At 70.4% G+C, this 15,837-nt stretch carries 14 protein-coding genes and 1 pseudogene; 5 read left to right on the plus strand and 10 right to left on the minus strand.

From position 1 onward, the window contains the following. Nucleotides 1–3: 3 nt before the first annotated feature. Both QM714_RS11725 and QM714_RS11730 read right to left on the minus strand, forming a co-directional pair. A complete protein-coding gene (locus QM714_RS11725; protein WP_415100623.1) occupies nucleotides 4–2,286 on the minus strand; it encodes a sodium-translocating pyrophosphatase in 2,283 nt (760 codons plus the stop codon). Nucleotides 2,287–2,561: 275 nt separating this feature from the next. Beyond that, nucleotides 2,562–2,900: an anti-sigma factor antagonist gene (locus QM714_RS11730; RefSeq protein ID WP_415100625.1), complete on the minus strand. Its 339-nt coding sequence runs from the start codon at nucleotides 2,898–2,900 to the stop codon at nucleotides 2,562–2,564. Between the two features lie 139 nt (nucleotides 2,901–3,039). Here QM714_RS11730 and QM714_RS11735 point away from each other — a divergent pair, with 139 nt between their 5' ends. Both QM714_RS11735 and QM714_RS11740 read left to right on the plus strand, forming a co-directional pair. Next, nucleotides 3,040–5,370: a DEAD/DEAH box helicase gene (locus QM714_RS11735; RefSeq protein ID WP_415100627.1), complete on the plus strand. Its 2,331-nt coding sequence runs from the start codon at nucleotides 3,040–3,042 to the stop codon at nucleotides 5,368–5,370. Nucleotides 5,371–5,395: 25 nt separating this feature from the next. Then, nucleotides 5,396–5,686 carry a hypothetical protein gene (locus QM714_RS11740; RefSeq protein ID WP_415101098.1) on the plus strand — a complete coding sequence of 97 codons (291 nt, stop codon included), beginning with the start codon at nucleotides 5,396–5,398 and terminating at the stop codon, nucleotides 5,684–5,686. 19 nt (nucleotides 5,687–5,705) lie between these two features. On the opposite strand, the pseudogene QM714_RS11745 reads toward QM714_RS11740, so the two are convergent. The 7 genes and pseudogenes from QM714_RS11745 to ssd form a co-directional block, all read right to left on the minus strand. After that, a pseudogene (locus QM714_RS11745) lies at nucleotides 5,706–6,041 on the minus strand (Rv3654c family TadE-like protein); the annotation flags it as partial. Next, on the minus strand, nucleotides 6,038–6,403 hold the full coding sequence (locus tag QM714_RS11750) for a TadE family type IV pilus minor pilin (protein WP_415100629.1): 366 nt from the start codon (nucleotides 6,401–6,403) through the stop codon (nucleotides 6,038–6,040). The gene QM714_RS11750 and the pseudogene QM714_RS11745, both read right to left, overlap by 4 nt. Nucleotides 6,404–6,420: 17 nt before the next feature. Then, nucleotides 6,421–6,594, minus strand: a complete 174-nt coding sequence (locus QM714_RS11755; protein WP_415100631.1) for a DUF4244 domain-containing protein — start codon at nucleotides 6,592–6,594, stop codon at nucleotides 6,421–6,423. A gap of 147 nt (nucleotides 6,595–6,741) precedes the next feature. Beyond that, nucleotides 6,742–7,467, minus strand: a complete 726-nt coding sequence (locus tag QM714_RS11760) for a type II secretion system F family protein (protein ID WP_415100633.1) — start codon at nucleotides 7,465–7,467, stop codon at nucleotides 6,742–6,744. Further along, nucleotides 7,464–8,246, minus strand: coding sequence for a type II secretion system F family protein (locus QM714_RS11765; RefSeq protein ID WP_415100635.1), 783 nt, complete (start codon nucleotides 8,244–8,246; stop codon nucleotides 7,464–7,466). Before QM714_RS11765 ends, QM714_RS11760 begins: the two co-directional genes overlap by 4 nt. Continuing rightward, nucleotides 8,243–9,406, minus strand: a complete 1,164-nt coding sequence (locus QM714_RS11770; RefSeq protein WP_415101074.1) for a TadA family conjugal transfer-associated ATPase — start codon at nucleotides 9,404–9,406, stop codon at nucleotides 8,243–8,245. Before QM714_RS11770 ends, QM714_RS11765 begins: the two co-directional genes overlap by 4 nt. Before the next feature lie 5 nt (nucleotides 9,407–9,411). Beyond that, nucleotides 9,412–10,449, minus strand: coding sequence for a septum site-determining protein Ssd (gene ssd / locus QM714_RS11775; RefSeq protein WP_415100637.1), 1,038 nt, complete (start codon nucleotides 10,447–10,449; stop codon nucleotides 9,412–9,414). Nucleotides 10,450–10,590: 141 nt separating this feature from the next. Here ssd and QM714_RS11780 point away from each other — a divergent pair, with 141 nt between their 5' ends. Both QM714_RS11780 and QM714_RS11785 read left to right on the plus strand, forming a co-directional pair. Continuing rightward, the gene (locus QM714_RS11780) at nucleotides 10,591–11,382 is read left to right on the plus strand and encodes an HAD family hydrolase (RefSeq protein WP_415100639.1); all 792 of its coding nucleotides are present in this window, start codon (nucleotides 10,591–10,593) and stop codon (nucleotides 11,380–11,382) included. A gap of 469 nt (nucleotides 11,383–11,851) precedes the next feature. After that, nucleotides 11,852–12,394, plus strand: a complete 543-nt coding sequence (locus tag QM714_RS11785; protein WP_415100641.1) for an IclR family transcriptional regulator — start codon at nucleotides 11,852–11,854, stop codon at nucleotides 12,392–12,394. A gap of 184 nt (nucleotides 12,395–12,578) precedes the next feature. Here the strand turns inward: QM714_RS11785 and QM714_RS11790 are convergent, their stop codons facing one another. Continuing rightward, the gene (locus tag QM714_RS11790) at nucleotides 12,579–14,477 is read right to left on the minus strand and encodes an FAD-dependent monooxygenase (RefSeq protein WP_415100642.1); all 1,899 of its coding nucleotides are present in this window, start codon (nucleotides 14,475–14,477) and stop codon (nucleotides 12,579–12,581) included. Nucleotides 14,478–14,622: 145 nt separating this feature from the next. Here QM714_RS11790 and QM714_RS11795 point away from each other — a divergent pair, with 145 nt between their 5' ends. Next, a complete protein-coding gene (locus QM714_RS11795) occupies nucleotides 14,623–15,834 on the plus strand; it encodes a homogentisate 1,2-dioxygenase (protein ID WP_415100643.1) in 1,212 nt (403 codons plus the stop codon). The last annotated feature ends 3 nt before the right edge of the window (nucleotides 15,835–15,837 follow it).

The following is a 15,837-nucleotide window of genomic DNA, read 5'->3' on the forward strand; positions in this document are numbered from 1 at the left end:
CGATCAGGCGGCGGGTGCCTCCGCAGGGACATCGCCGGCGATGTCCGACGAGCGCTGCTTGGAGACGTAGACCGCCACCACGATGATCGCCAGGGCGACCAGCGAGATCAGGATCCGGACGACGTCGTTCTCGTCCTTGCCCATCGACATCGAGACCACGGCGCTGACGATCAGCAGCGAGACCAGGTTCATCACCTTGATCAACGGGTTGATCGACGGGCCGGCGGTGTCCTTGAACGGGTCGCCGACGGTGTCGCCGATGACCGTCGCGGCGTGCGCGTCGGAGCCCTTGCCGCCGTGGTGGCCGTCCTCGACCAGCTTCTTGGCGTTGTCCCAGGCGCCACCAGCGTTGGCCAGGAAGATCGCCATCAGCACACCGGAGCCGATCGCGCCGGCCAGGAAGCCGGCCAGGGCCGTCACGCCGAGCCCGAAGCCAACTGCGACCGGTGCCAGCACGGCCAAGATGCCCGGGGTGACCAGCTCACGGAGCGAGTCGCGAGTGACGATGTCGACCACGCGGCCGTACTCGGGACGCCCGGTGCCCTCCATGATCCCGGGGATCTCGCGGAACTGGCGGCGCACCTCGAAGACCACCGCACCGGCGGCCCGGCCGACGGCGTTGATGGCCAGGCCGGAGAAGAGGAACACCACCGACGCACCGAGGATGATGCCCACCAGCACCGCCGGGTTGAAGACGAACAGCAGCGTCGAGTCGAAGTCGGCGCCCGACTCCACGACGGCCTCGGCCAGCGAGGTCGAGTAGGAGCCGAACAGCGCGGTCGCCGCCAACACTGCCGTCGCGATGGCGATGCCCTTGGTGATCGCCTTGGTGGTGTTGCCGACCGCGTCGAGCTCGGTGAGGATCTGCGCGCCCTCCTCGCTGACGTCACCAGACATCTCCGCGATGCCCTGGGCGTTGTCGGAGACGGGGCCGAAGGTGTCCATCGCCACGATCACACCGACCGTGGTGAGCAGGCCGCAACCGGCCAGCGCGACCGCGAAGAGGGACACCGTCAATGTCGCGCCACCGAGCAGGAAGGCCCCGAACACGGCGGCCGCGATCACGATCGCGGTGTAGACCGCCGACTCCAGACCGACCGAGATGCCGGACAGGATGACGGTGGCGGCACCGGTGAGCGAGGTCCGACCGACATCCTTGACCGGCCGGTGCTCGGTGCCGGTGTAGTAGCCGGTGAGCGCCAAGATGGCGGCTGCCATCACGATGCCGATCACGACCGCGATCGACGCGATCAGCCGCGGGTCGCCGTCGGCGTTGCCAGCGGTGTTGTTGAGGAGCTCGCCGAAGGAGCTGGGCAGGTAGGCGTAGGAGAGGATCACCGACGCGATCGCACCGACGGCGGCCGAGATGTAGAAGGAACGGTTGATCGTGCGCAGGCCGTTCTCTCCGGGCCGGGGCTTGGTGATGAAGACGCCGAGCACGGCGGTCAACGCGCCGATGGCGGGCACCAGCAGCGGGAAGACCAGGCCCTTGTCACCGAAGGCCTGTGAGCCCAGGATCAGAGCGGCGACCAGCGTGACGGCGTACGACTCGAAGAGGTCCGCGGCCATGCCGGCGCAGTCGCCCACGTTGTCGCCCACGTTGTCGGCGATGGTGGCCGCGTTGCGCGGGTCGTCCTCGGGGATGTTCTGCTCGACCTTGCCGACCAGGTCCGCACCGACGTCGGCGGCCTTGGTGAAGATGCCGCCGCCGACACGCATGAACATCGCGAGAAGTGCGGCACCGAAGCCGAAGCCCTCCAACACGTGCGGCGCCTCGTCCTTGAAGATCAGCACCACGACGCTGGCACCGAGCAGGCCGAGACCCACCGTCGCCATGCCGACGAAGGCGCCGGTGCGGAAGCCGACGTTCATCGCCGGGTCGCGGCCCTCGGAGTTGGCGGCAGCGGCCACCCGCAGGTTGGCCCGAACGGCCAGCGACATGCCGAGGTAGCCGATGGCGGCGGAGAAGCCGGCGCCGAGGAGGAAGAAGACCGAGCGTCCGATCCGCACGCCCCAGTCGTCGGCCGGAAGCGCCAGCAAGATCACGAAGGCGACGGCGGCGAAGACGCCCAGCGTCCGGAACTGCCTCGTGAGGTAGGCGCTGGCGCCCTCCTGAACCGCGAGGGCGATGTTCTTCATGTTGTCGGTGCCTTCACCGGCGGCGAGCACCTGGGATCGGAAGAGCACCGCCATCCCGATCGCGCCGAGGGCGATCAGAGCGACGATGACAACCAGCCACAGGTTCGTCCCGGTGAGGTCCACGACGGCGGGAAGGACCCGGGTCATGCGTTTCCTCCTGGAGATTGGGGTGGTGCCCCGATGCGGGAGGGGCACGAAGCATCCCGGAGTCTACGCACGAACGTGCGCTCAGCGGCAGGCGGGCTAGGTAGAGGGGACTAGAGGTTCCGCCAGTAGGGGCTGTCGAGTTGGGCGTCGTCCCAGTGCGTGGATGAGTGCCGCCGACGAGGGAGACGGGCCGGAGGCCCGGCGACCGAGGAGAAGGTGCTCAGGTGCGTGCTGGGGCGGCGGCCAGCCGGCATTCGCCCTACTGGCGGGACCTCTTAGGCGGAGGCGAGTGCGGAGTCGGCCGAGCCGTGGATCGGGAAGACCTTCGCCAGCCCGGTGATGCGGAAGATCTTGAGCAGTCGGTCCTGGGTGCAGACGAGCTCAAGGGAGCCGTCGTGGGCCCTGACCTTCTTCAGCCCCCCGACCAGCACACCGAGGCCGGTGGAGTCGAGGAACTCGACCGCCTCCATGTCGATGATGATCTGGTAGCGCCCGTCGCCCACGAGCTCGGTGATCGTGTCGCGCAGCTTGGGCGCGGTGTAGACGTCGATCTCACCGCCGACCGACACGATGGTCTTGTCGCCGACCTCGCGTGTCGAAAGGGTCAGGTCCACGGTTCGCTCCTCCGCACCCGGTCGCTCTCCGGGGTCGATATCCGGCTCACAGCATACGCAGCGCGGACGGTTCGCGCGCACTGACTGTGCATGATCATCTGAGGTTCCCAAGTCGGGGGTCTTTGCGAGACTCGAGGATGTGACAGTGCAGCACCGATCGAGCGCCTCGGTCCGGGCGGTCGAGGACCTGGTCCACCGGCTGTCCGCCGGTCCGGGTCGCAGCGAGCGGCTGACTCACGTGCACACCGTGCCGGCCAGATCGGCGACCCACGCGGCGTGGCCCGGATGGGTGACCGAGCCGGTCCGCTCCCGCTATCGCGCGAACGGCATCGAGCGGCCCTGGCTGCATCAGGTCCTCGCGGCCGAGGCGGCGTACGCCGGACAGCACGTCGTGCTCTCCACCGGCACGGCCTCGGGCAAGTCGTTGGCCTACCAGCTGCCCGCACTGGTCGCCGCCCAGACAAGCCGGGGCAGCAAGGGGCAGCGTGGCGCGACCACCCTCTATCTGTCGCCGACCAAGGCGCTCGCCCACGACCAGTTCCTCGCGTTGCGCGCTCTCGACGCCGGGTTGCGCGCATCGACCCACGACGGTGACTCCTCACGCGAGGAGCGGGACTGGAGCCGACACCACGCGGAGTACCTCCTCACCAATCCGGACATGCTGCACCGGTCCCTGCTCCCCACCCACGAACGGTGGGCCGGCTTCCTGGCCGGCCTGCGCTACGTCGTCGTGGACGAGTGCCATCACTACCGCGGTGTGTTCGGCTCGCACGTCGCCCAGGTCCTGCGGCGGCTGCGGCGGGTCAGCGCGGCGTACGGCGCCTCGCCGACGTTCGTGCTCACCTCCGCCACCGTCGCCGATCCGGCGGAGGCGGCCGGTCGGCTGACCGGTCTGGACATGCTGGCGATCACCGAGGACCACTCGCCGCGTGGCGCCACCACGGTCGCGCTCTGGGAGCCGCCGTTCACCCCGCATCTCGGGGAGAACGGCGCGCCGGTGAGGCGGGCAGCATCGTCGGAGGCCGCCGACCTGCTGGCCGACCTGGTGGCCGAGGGCGTCCGAACGCTGGCCTTCGTGCGGTCTCGCCGGGGCGCCGAGCAGATGGCACTGACCGCGGCCCGTCTGCTGGACGAGGTCGATCCGTCGCTGCCCGAACGCGTCGCGGCCTATCGCGGTGGCTATCTGCCGGAGGAGAGGCGGGCGCTCGAGGCGGCGCTGCGTGATGGCACGCTCACTGGGCTGGCCGCGACCAACGCGCTGGAGCTGGGCATCGACATCAGCGGTTTGGACGCGGTGCTGATCGCCGGCTTTCCCGGCACGCGGGCCGCCTTGTGGCAGCAGCTCGGCCGAGCCGGCCGTGAGGGTCAGGACGCGCTCGGCGTGCTGGTGGCTCGTGACGACCCGCTCGACACCTACCTGGTCACTCACCCCGAGGCCCTCTTCGGGCAGCCCGTCGAGGCCACCGTGCTCGACCCGACCAACCCGCACGTGCTGCGGCCGCACCTGTGCGCCGCGGCGCAAGAGATCCCCCTCACCGAAGCCGATCTGGATCTCTTCGGCCCGACGGCTGCCGAGGCGGTGGCCGGGCTGACCGATGCCGGACTGCTCAGACGCCGACCGCGGGGATGGTTCTGGACCGACCGCCGCCGAGCCAGCGATCTCGCCGACATCCGCTCCACCGGAGGCGCGCCGGTGCAGCTCGTCGAAGAGAGCACCGGGCGTGTCGTCGGCAGCGTCGACGCCGGCAGCGCCCACAGCACCGCGCACACCGGCGCGATCTACCTCCACCGGGGCGAGAGCTGGGAGGTCGCCGAACTCGACCTGGCCGAGCACGTCGCTTTCATCCACCCCGCCGACGTCGACTACTCCACCACCGCGCGCGAGATCACCGACATCGCCATCCGATCCATCCAACACCACCAGCGCTGGGGCGAGTGCGGGCTCAGCCTCGGCACGGTCGAGGTGACCCATCAGACGGTGTCCTACCTCAAGCGCCGTCAACCGTCGGGAGAGGTGCTGGCCGAGATCCCGCTCGACCTCCCGCCCCGCTCGCTGTCGACGACGGCGGTGTGGTGGACGGTGCCGAGCGGTGTGCTCGACGACGCCGGTCTGTCGGGCGCGGATCTGCCGGGATCGGCCCACGCGGCCGAGCACTGCAGCATCGGACTGCTGCCGCTCTTCGCGACCTGCGACCGCTGGGACATCGGCGGTGTGTCGACGGCCCTCCACCCGGACACCGGACAGCTCACCGTGTTCGTCTACGACGGCCATCCCGGTGGTGCCGGCTTCGCCGAGCGCGGCTTCTTGCGAGCGCGCGAATGGCTGACGGCGACGCGGGCGACGGTGGCCTCCTGCAGCTGCGCAGAGGGCTGCCCCTCGTGCGTCCAGTCGCCGAAGTGCGGCAACCAGAACAACCCGTTGGACAAGCAGGGCGCCCGGCTCCTGCTCGACGCGCTCCTCGGCCGTTGAGCAACTCAAGCGGTAGCGTGCCTCCATGGTCATCCTGGGTCTGTTGCTGCTTGCCTTGGGCGCGCTCGCCGTTCTGGCGGCTCTGTTCGCCAGCGGTGGCTCGGCCTCACTGCTCGGCTTCGACCTGGATGCGCTGACGATCTTCCTCGTCGGACTCGTCGCCGGAGCGGCGATCTGGTGGGGTCTCGGGCTGGTGCGCTATGGCACGAAGCGAGAGATGAAACTGCGTCGGGAGCGCAAACGGGAGCGGGAGCAGTACGAAAAGCTGTCGCGGAAGTTCGAGCAGACCCAGGCCGACCAGCCACCGGAGGAGTAGCGCTAGCCGGGCCGGCGCGAGCCCGACCGGTCGGGTCGATCTCCAGCCCGAGCCAGTGTGGCCCCCTCACCGTCACTCGCACCACGACATCGGCCCCCAGCACCTGACAACCGGTGACGGTGGCACCGTTGGCGTCAGCGATGCGGCCAGCTTCGGCGCAGGCGTCACCGCCCCGCCCGGCGGCCTGCGCACCCGCCAGCGCGGCTAGGTCGGCCGCCGACTGTGCGCGGCGATGGTCGACGACTGCCGCGGCCACCACGGCGCAGGCCGCTCCCACGAGGACGATGAGTCCGATCATGGTCAGCGCCAGCAGGGTGGCCGCTCCGGCCTCGTCGCGGCAGCGTGCCCCGCTCACGACTCGGGCTCGAGCCTGGCCGTGGCCACCGAGCGGACCTGGACCGACGGCAGGAATGCGAACAGCCCACCCGGCCCGTCGACGGCCGCACTCACCGTGACCACAACGGCCTCCGCTCCGGTGCTGACCTGGACTCGCGCCGCCGCGGGTGCCGCCTCGGCTGCGAGGGACACCGACGTCGGGGTGTCCTCACCCCGCGCGATCGCCCGCGCCGCCTCCCGAGCGGCATCCACGACTCGGACCTGGGCGACCCCGACCGACAGCAACCAGACCAGGCCGACCGTCACGGCGAGCAGCAGCGGCAGCGCCATCGCGAGCTCGGCGGTGACCGCACCGCGCTCGCCACGGCCCCGCCGTCTCACACGTCCACCTGCAGATGTCACCCGATCCCCAGCAGCCCGAGCACGTGGTCGAACAGCGTGTGCAGCAGTCGCTCGCCGAACCCGCCGCTCAACATCTTGTAGAGCAGTGCCGCGAGCCCGGCCCCGGCTGCCGTGCCGACGGCGTACTCCGCGGTGGTGATCCCCTGCTCGTCCAACCGATGTCTGCGCATGGCCTCCCCCTTCCCGCCGACCGCCCGCTGCGGTCGGCTGTCGACGACTCTGCCGCGGCGACCAGCTGCCTCGTTGTGGCGCCGAGGCCGGCTGTGGAGAGCGCCGCGACCACTCGGACTGTGGACGTCTTGCGGGCCGGGAGAGTCCTATGACTCAGTCAGCGAGGCGAGCAGTCCCGCAACCACGGGCACGATGCCGATCACCAAGAACGCGGGCAGCAGGCACAGTCCCAGCGGCAGAGCGGCTCGGACGCCCACGGCTCGGGCCCGGTCCTCGACTCGCGCGCGGTTGTCGGCGGCCAGCTCGCTCGCCAGGCCGGCCACCGACTCGGCGACCGAGGCCCCGGTGGTGTGCGACCGCGCCAGCGTGCGACCGAGCGGCCCCAGCACCGGATCCTCGGCAAGCTCGGCCCAGGCCGACCCCGGGTCGGCTCCCAGCGCCAACCGGGCACGGACGATCGCGAGTCGGTCGGCCGCCGGCCCGGGCAGTGCCGCACACACGGCGGCGAGGCCGGCCTCGGGCGAGGACCCGGACCGCAGGGTGGCGGCCAGCAGGGCAATCAGGTGAGGCAGCTCGGCCTGCGCACCTAGACGCGCGCGACGTGTGCTGGCTGGCTCCGCTCGACCGATGACCACCCAGACCAGCACACCCGCCAGCACAGCGACCACCGCGCCGAAGCGCGATGGCACCCAGATCCACCCGGCAATGCCGGCAAGACAGGCCAAGGCCAGGCGCCAACGGTGCATCCAGTCCCGCGGCGCCCGCTCGGGCGGCTCGCCCTCGAGCGGCCGAACCCCGGTGAGTCTCCGTCGAGGCGGAGTGGCCAACGCGGCCGCGGCACCCGCACACAGCACGACGACCAGCTCGGTCATCCCCGCTTCACCCCGGCGGCGATCGCCTCGATCCACCACAGACCGGCCAGCAGCAGCGCCAGCCCGGCCGCCAGGCAGACGAGACCAGCACCGGTGCCGAACAGGAAGCCCCACGGGTCACCGCCGGCACCTCCGCCCATCACCAAGGCGACCACGGGCAGACACGCCACCAATCGAGCGGTGGCTCGCGCGGACGCCAGCTCGGCAGCAACCAGCCGGCGAGTGGACGCCTCGACTCTGAGCTCTTCGGCGACGGCAGCAACAGCCACGCCGAGCCCTTGGCCGGTGTGGTGGGCGATCTCCCAAGCAGCGGCAAGGATCCGTAGGTCACCGGCGCCGGCGAGCGCGGAGAGCCGGCGCAGCGCATCCGGCACGCTGCCACCGAGGGTGAAGGTCTCCTCGACCGGCGCCAGCGGAGGCCAGGCGCGAGCAGCCAGTTCTAACGCAACGCCGGGTGGGCGGCCAGCGCCGAGCTCCGCACCAAGCAGGCCACAGACCTCGCGCACCCGGTCGGTGACCTCAGCCGCGGCGGTGCGACTCTTCGACCGACGCCGCAGCACGAAGGCGGACCCAACCGCCACCGCGACGATCGCCACCAGCGCGAGCGCCCGAGGGCTGGCAAAGGTCGACAGAGCCACCGCGATCGCGACCACCGGGAGGATCACGCGGCGGACTGCCAAGCGCCGTGCGCGAACCGGGCGCGGCGTCATCGCCAGCCACACCGCACCCGCCGCGCAGACTGCGCTCAATGCCGGCACCGTCGACTCCGTCACCGTCACGACCGCTCCCGCAGAAGCGCGTGCAGGCGCTGCCACGCCGCCCCCTCGACCAACTCGCCGTCCTGTGGTGTCGCAGCGGGCACCATCCGCACCAGTCCACGGTCGTCCGGCAACGGCACTGCCACGGCCTCCAGATGTCGCCGCCCGTCCCGTCCGCGGCCAAGGTGCACCACTGCGTCGACGGCAGCGGCGAGCTGACTGTGGGCCGCTTCACGGCCGAGACCAGCCGCCAAGGCGAGCGCCTCGACCCGGGCCGGCACCTCCTCGGCGGAGTTGGCGTGCAGGGTGCCGCACCCACCCTCGTGACCGGTGTTGAGGGCGGCCAGGAGGTCGACCACCTCGGCACCCCGCACCTCACCGACCACCAGACGATCCGGCCGCATCCGCAACGCCTGCCGGACGAGTTGCCGCACGGTGATCTCACCGGCGCCCTCGATGTTCGCCGGCCGCCCTTCGAGGCTGACCACATGTGGGTGTTCGGGACGCAGCTCGGCGGAGTCCTCGACGATCACGATCCGCTCGCTCGCCGGGGCGGTCGCCAGCAGCGTGCGCAACAACGTGGTCTTGCCGCTCCCGGTGCCTCCAGAGATGAGGAACGCGAGTCGACACGAGACGATCCCAGCCAACAGCTCGGCACCGATGTCGCTCAGGAAGCCGCTCGTCTGCAGTTCGGCCAGGTTGAAGGAGCGGACTGCGGGGACTCGGAAGGAGAGCACCGTGCCCGGCGCTGCCACCGGCGCGAGAACGGCATGGAAGCGGGTGCCGTCGCGCAACCGCAGGTCGACGTACGGCGTCGCAGCATCGAGCCGGCGACCACCAGACGCGGCCAGACGTTGGGCCAGCCTGCGCACCGCGGACTCGTCGGCGAAGGTGATCGCGGTCTGCTCGAGACCGTCTCCTCGGTCGACATACACCTGGCTTGGGCCGTTGACGAGGACGTCGGTCACTCCCGGCTCTCGGAGCAGTGGCTCCAGCGGGCCGGCTCCCACCACGTCGCGACGCAGCGCCTCGTGGACAGCGAGGACGGTCGCATCACCGACCGGCCGGCCCTCTTCTCGAAGGGCGTCCGCGACCCGTTGCGGCGTCAGCTCACCGCGCCCGGTCGCGAGCCGATCGCGCACCCGGTCGACCAGCTCCGTTGGAACGTCACCCAACTTCAGGTCGTTCACCGTCGGGGCTCCGAAACTGTGTCGAGGATGGCGGCGACCGCCCTGGCGAGCGCGCCTCGCCGGCTGACCAGCGGGCCGAGGCCCAGGTCGACCCATTCGTCGAGGCGCCGCTGGTCGCCCATCACCAGGACGTTGGGGACGCCGGTCACCTCGGTCACCGTGGCGTGGTCGACGCCGCGGCCGCGGACCACGATCTGGCGATCGGCGCGTGGGAACCGGGCGCAGACCCGGGCTGCCGACGCGAGCGAGAGCACCGTCGGGCGGGTCATCACGACCAGTTGGTCGCATCGGGCCGAGAGCTCGTCCACCAACGGGTCCTCGGAGCGCGGGAGATCCAGCACCACCAGGTCGTGGCCGCGTCGAGCCGAGGACAGCACCTCTCGCACCGCGGCCGGCGGCGGGATGTCCACGCGTCCGCCGGTCCAGGTCAGCACCGCTGGTCCGTCCCTGCGCGGCAGGGCCTCGCGGAGGGATCGCCCGGACAGATGCCCCGACGTCTCGACCAGATCCGACCAGCGCACACCGGGCTCGTCCTCCAGGCCGAGCACGCGATCCAGGCCCGGGCCCAGTGGGTCGGCGTCCACGATCAGCGCGGGTCCTGCGCGGGCGGCGTGCTGCCCCAGCGCGCACGCGAAGGTGGTCGCACCAGCCCCGCCGCTGCCGGCCACCACGCCGAGCACCCGAGCCCCAGGCGAGAGTGGGTCCTCCAGGTCGGTCAGCTGTTCGACCAGGCGGCGCCCGCTCTTCGGCAGCTCCACCACCTCGGCCACGCCGAGCGCCAGTGCGGTCCGTAGCGCTCCCTCACCAGCCCCCTGCCAGGTTGCGAGCACCAGCCCCGGCCGTCGGGCCGGTCCGAGACGGAGCATCCGCTCTGCCTGGTCGAGACCGATCACCACCAGCGGCGCGGCCGTCCAGGCGCGCAGGGCTGCGCCCGGATCGGCAGCGACCTCGGGCGTGACCCCGGCCGCCGCTGCCAACCGCAGCAGCTCATCGAGGAGCTCGGCCTCGGCAGTGACGATCAGCGGTGGGCTCATGGCCGGGAGCATCCACGTTCACCTGGATGCCGCGCCTCCCACGCCCGCTGCGGCTGTGGAGAGAGCGATGCGACCAGCGCCTGTGCACGTTTCGCGGTGCGCAGCAGGCGGAATTGATCGGCGCTTCCCTAGACTCGAAGCATGGCGCCGCGTCGTACCGCCGCATTCTTCGACCTGGACAAGACGATCATCGCTCGGTCCAGCTCGATGGCGTTCAGCAAGCCCTTCCAGGCAGGCGGGCTGATCTCGCGTCGCGCGGTGCTGAGGTCGGCGTACGCCCAGTTCGTCTTCGCCGTCGGCGGCGCCGACCACGACCAGATGGAGAAGATGCGGCAGTTCTTGTCCCAGCTCTGCGCCGGCTGGGATGTGGCGACCGTCCGCGACATCGTGGCGGAGACGCTGCACCACGTCATCGACCCGATGGTGTACGACGAGGCGGTGTCGCTGATCGAGGAGCACAAGGCCGCCGGCCGCGACGTCGTCATCGTCTCCAGCTCTGGCGCCGAGGTGGTCGAACCGATCGGCGCGATGCTCGGCGCCGACCAGGTGGTCGCCACCCGGCTGGAGATCGTGGACGGGAAGTACACCGGGACGATCGAGTACTACGCCTATGCCGAGGAGAAGGCGCGCGCCATCGAGCAGCTGGCGGCCGAGCACGGCTACGACCTCGACGAGTGCTACGCCTACAGCGACTCCATCACCGACGTGCACATGCTCCAGGTCGTCGGCCACCCGTTCGCGGTCAATCCGGACAAGGAGCTGCGCAAGGTCGCGGTCACCAACGACTGGCCGGTGTTGGTGTTCAGCAAGCCCGTCGCCCTGCGCAGCCGGATGACCGCCAAGCCCACCCTCGCCGCCCTCGCCGTCGGCGGCGCCCTCACCGTCGGTGGCCTGCTCTGGGCCACCGCCCGCCGCCGCCGCGCGGCCGTCTAGGACGCGCAGGCTGCGTCAAGACTCCCCACTGGCGTCAGTCCGGCGGATCCGACACCGCTCTCAAGGACTCCAGAGTCACGCACAGGATTGACTTTCTCCGGCCTTTCGATGTCCAGTACAGTCCGTTACCTGCGCCGAGGTAGCGGCGCACCGCCGCCCCAGCAGTTCGTTGCCGACTACCCCAGTTGTCGGATGTCGGAGTTTTCGATGCAGCACCGGGTGTGCCCACTCAGGGCCAAAACCTCGTTGACCGGGGCTGCGGTGGTCCGGTCCATGGCAGACAATGGCAACGGGAGGTCATCGAGTACGCCGGGCGGGATCTAGCCGGTCTGGAAAGTGGAGGTCATGGGCTTGGGGGCGTCAATCGTGGTCGACGGCAACGGCACGACGTCCTGGCCGAACCTCTCAGGTGCAGACGTGCGGCCCTCGGGCCTCCAGGTGCTCACGACGGGGCGGTGACGACGACATCGTGGCGGAGATAGCGAAGACGGCCGACCAGGCCCTGCAGGTGCTCGCCACCGTCATCGACGACGGACCGGTCACCGCTCAGCAGGTCGCCAGCACCCTCGGCCTGAACCGCACCGTCACGCACCGGCTGTTAACCACGCTGCAGGCGCGCGGCTTCGTTCGCAAGCACGGCAGCGACTACAGCGCCGGACCGTTCTTCCTCAAGGCCGCCCAGCGGGCGTGGCCCACGGTTTTCTCGCAGGCTCGCTCGGTGGTCCGCGAGCTGGCCGAGGTCCACGGCGAGACGGTGCTGCTCACCGTCGCCGACGGCGACCAGGCGGTGGCGATCGATCAGGTCATTGCGGAGAAGCACCCGGTGCGGGTCGGCTACCCCATCGGCGAGCGGCACCCGCTCGCTGTCGGCGCGAGCGGCCGGGCGATCCTCGGCTACCTGGAGCCACGGCAGCTGGAGCGGATCCTGGACTCGATCATCGAGGCCGACGAGGTGGCGCGGGTCCGTCGCGGGCTCAACGACCTGCATCGCGACGGGTACGCCGAGAGCTGACCACGAGCTGCACCCGGGGATCTACGGTGTCGCCGTACCGCTCCTGGACGCCGACGGCTACGCGCTGGCCAGCATCGCGCTGCTGGCGCCGGTCGAGCGCGCGGACCAGGTTCGCGCGCTCGTACCGGTGCTCAAGGAGACAGCCGAGTCGGTCTCCACCGCGCTGACTTCCGACTGAGCGGACTCACCAGGGGCGGAGCGCCTCCTGGATCGCCGCCTGCACCCGCTCCTTGTCGTCGACCTCGTGCATCAGCAGCAAGGACAGCCGCGCCAGGATCATCGACGTCTGCTCATCGCCGGCGTCGGTCAGTCCCGCGCTCAGCAGCGAGTAGACCTCGTCGATCTCGTCGGCGCTCATCGGCGTCCTCCCGTGGTGATCTGGTGTGCCGCCTGCGTGATCGCGACGGCCAGGTCGTCGGCGTCCAGACCCTTCCAGCGACCCTGGACGTGCCCGTCCGGGCGCACCATGTACGCCGCGAGCCCCGCGCCGGCCAGGTCGTACGCTGGCAGCAGTCGACCGGTCCGGTCCTCGGCCACTGTCACCCCCGCCACCGTGGCGGTCGTTCCGGATGGCGTCAGCGTGCGCACCTCGATCGGCAGCGTTGCCGCGATCGCGTCCATCGCGTCCGCGACCGGCTCCGGCACGGTGCCGTCGCCGCTCGCCAGCAGCACGGTGGCATGCGCACCAACGAGGTCGGTGAGGTGACCGGCCCGCTCGCCGTACTCGTCGCGGATGGTCACCGGGAAGTCCGCCAGGATGTGTCCGGGCTGCGGACCGTCCGCCCACTCGGCCGAGTCGGCCACGTTGAGCGGGGAGTCGACCAGCGGGATCGAGGAGTGCTGGCGCGGGTCGAGCAGCGGGACGATCCACCGGTGCCGCTCGGTGAGCGAGAGGACGGCGTTGCGCAGGACCGTCGCCGGCTGCGACGGCGGGGCCATGAACTCCGCCCCCTTGGAGGCCAGTCGCAGGTTCTCCCGGGCCGCGAAGACCCGCTCGGCGGAGTAGCTGCTCGAGCAGCTCCCGCGGCCCCGCGCACTGGGCGACCAGGGCCAGTTTCCAGGCCAGGTTGTGGGCGTCGTCCAGGCTGGAGTTCATGCCCCGGACGCCGAAGATCGGCACCAGGTGGGCGGCGTCTCCGGCGAAGAGCACCCGGCCGTGCACGTAGCTGTCGAGGGTCAGCGCGTTGGCCTTGTAGAGACTCATCCAGACCGGCTCCCAGGGCCGGTCGACGCCCATCATCTTCAGGTGCTGCTCGACCCGCGGCAGCACCGACTCCGGCTTCATCGCCTCTTCGACGTCCTCGCCGGGCAGCAGCTGGTAGTCGAAGCGCACCATGTTGTCGGGCTTGGTGTACATCAGCAGCGTGGAGCCCGGGTTCGACGGCGGGTCGAACCAGCAGCGGCGCCCGATCGGGAAGCCCTCGGTGTCGATCCGGATGTCGATGATGACGAACTTGCCCTCGTACGCCGTACCGCCGAGCTGCAGCCCGAGCTGACGGCGGACCTCGCTGCGGCCACCGTCGCAGGCGACGACCCAGTCAGCGTCCAGGGTGTACGCCGCCTCCGGGGTGCGCACGTCCAGCTCGACTCCGGCGTCGGTCTGGCGGATGCCCTCGGCCGCGGACTGCCAGCGGATCTCGATCAGGTCGGCATGCCGCTCGACCTCGTCGACGAGGTACTGCTCGACGAAATTCTGCTGCAGGCTCATGCCCGGCGGGAACCGCTGGTCGTCGTCGTGCGGCATCGAGAAGCTGTAGACCTCCTGGTCGCGGTAGAAGGTCCGCCCCTGCGACCAGGTGAAGCCGGTCCGCAGGGCCGGCTCGATAATGCCGAGTTGGGCGAAGATGTCCAGGCTGCGCCGGGTGATCGCACCCGCGCGGCTGCCACTGCACACGGTGTCGTCCACTTCGAGGATCACGCTCGGCACGCCGTACCGGGCCAGGCCGAGCGCGGTGGCCAGGCCGGTCGGTCCGCCCCCGACCACCACGACCGGGTGCCGGGCCGGGTCCCGACCGTCCACCAACGCCGGCACCACGGGATCATGGTGGACGTAGGGGAAGTACTCGCAGAAGGTGAGCTCCACTCCCAGCAGCCTTTCGTGTCGGTGAACCGGTGCTCCGACCCGGGAGACCTTGACCCTCGGCCGACGCCACGCCTATCGTAAATCCACACGTTCGCATGACGTTCGATTATCGAACACCTTCCGAGAGACTTAGGACGGACGACAAATGCCTTACTTCAACCGAGTCGGGGACGTCCCGGCCAAGCGGTTCTCCCAGTTCCGGCAGGAGGACGGCTCGCTGTACTGCACCGAGGTCATGGGCGAGGAGGGCTTCTCCTCCGACATGTCGCTGCTCTTCCACCGCCGTCCGCCCACGGGCATATCCGCCGTCCGGGACGTCGAGCGCGAGCCGATCACGCTCACCGCGAACCAACCGCTGCTGCCGCGCCTGTTCAACACCTCGCAGCTCAAGGTCGGCGGCGACGCGGTGACCGGACGGCAGCCGCTGGTCGGCAACGACGACGTGCTGGTCTCCTTCGTCATCGCCGACACCGAGTCCCCGCTCTACCGCAACGCAGTCGGCGACGAGCTGATCTTCGTCCACGAGGGCACCGCCACTGTCGAGACCGTCTTCGGCTTCCTGGAAGTCGGCCCGGGCGACTACCTGGTGCTGCCGACCGGTACGACGCACCGCTGGCTGCCCACCGGTGCGGAGCCGCTGCGCGCGCTGGTCTTCGAAACCTACAGCCACATCCACCCGCCGAAGCGCTACCTCTCCCGCTACGGGCAGCACCACCAGGAGTCGCCGTACTTCGAGATGGACCTGCGCCGGCCCACCGAGCCGCTGATCGCACCTGACGAGAGCGACGTCGACGTGCTGGTCCGCAACCGCGACGGGGTCACCTGCTACACGATGCAGCACCACCCCTTCGACGTCGTCGGCTGGTTCGGCTGCAACTACCCCTACGTGCTCAACGTGGCGGACTTCTCCCCCATCACCGGCAGCTTCCACCGGCCGCCGCCGGTGCACCAGGTCTTCGAGGCGCACAACCTGGTCTTCTGCAACTTCGTGCCGCGGATGCTCGACTACGACCCGCGCGCGGTGCCGATCCCGTCGTACCACTCCAACGTCGACAGCGACGAGTTCCTCTTCTACGCTGAGGGCAACTTCTTCAGCCGCTCCGGCTCCGGCGTGGAGCGCGGCTCGATCTCACTGCACCCGGCCGGTCACATCCACGGCCCGCAGCCCGGTGCCGTGGAGAAGGCGATCTCGCGGATCGGCCAGCGCTCCGAGGAGCTCGCGATCATGCTGGACACGTTCCGGCCGCTGCGGCTCGCGAACGCGGCACTCGACGTCGAGGACCCGAAGTACATCACCTCGTGGAGCCGCGGCCCCGAGACCGTCCCGGCTGCTGCTCCTGCTCCTGGGCAGGGCTGACGG

Source organism: Nocardioides sp. (assembly GCF_047602075.1).
GTDB lineage: Bacteria > Actinomycetota > Actinomycetes > Propionibacteriales > Nocardioidaceae > Nocardioides.

Bases quoted from the DNA above. Each gene is read 5' to 3' on its own strand.
- QM714_RS11725 (WP_415100623.1), bottom strand. From the start codon at position 2,286: ATGACCCGGGTCCTTCCCGCCGTCGTGGACCTCACCGGGACGAACCTG.
- QM714_RS11740 (WP_415101098.1), top strand. From the start codon at position 5,396: ATGGTCATCCTGGGTCTGTTGCTGCTTGCCTTGGGCGCGCTCGCCGTT.
- QM714_RS11755 (WP_415100631.1), bottom strand. From the start codon at position 6,594: ATGCGCAGACATCGGTTGGACGAGCAGGGGATCACCACCGCGGAGTAC.
- QM714_RS11760 (WP_415100633.1), bottom strand. From the start codon at position 7,467: ATGACCGAGCTGGTCGTCGTGCTGTGTGCGGGTGCCGCGGCCGCGTTG.
- ssd (WP_415100637.1), bottom strand. From the start codon at position 10,449: ATGAGCCCACCGCTGATCGTCACTGCCGAGGCCGAGCTCCTCGATGAG.
- QM714_RS11780 (WP_415100639.1), top strand. From the start codon at position 10,591: ATGGCGCCGCGTCGTACCGCCGCATTCTTCGACCTGGACAAGACGATC.
- QM714_RS11795 (WP_415100643.1), top strand. From the start codon at position 14,623: ATGCCTTACTTCAACCGAGTCGGGGACGTCCCGGCCAAGCGGTTCTCC.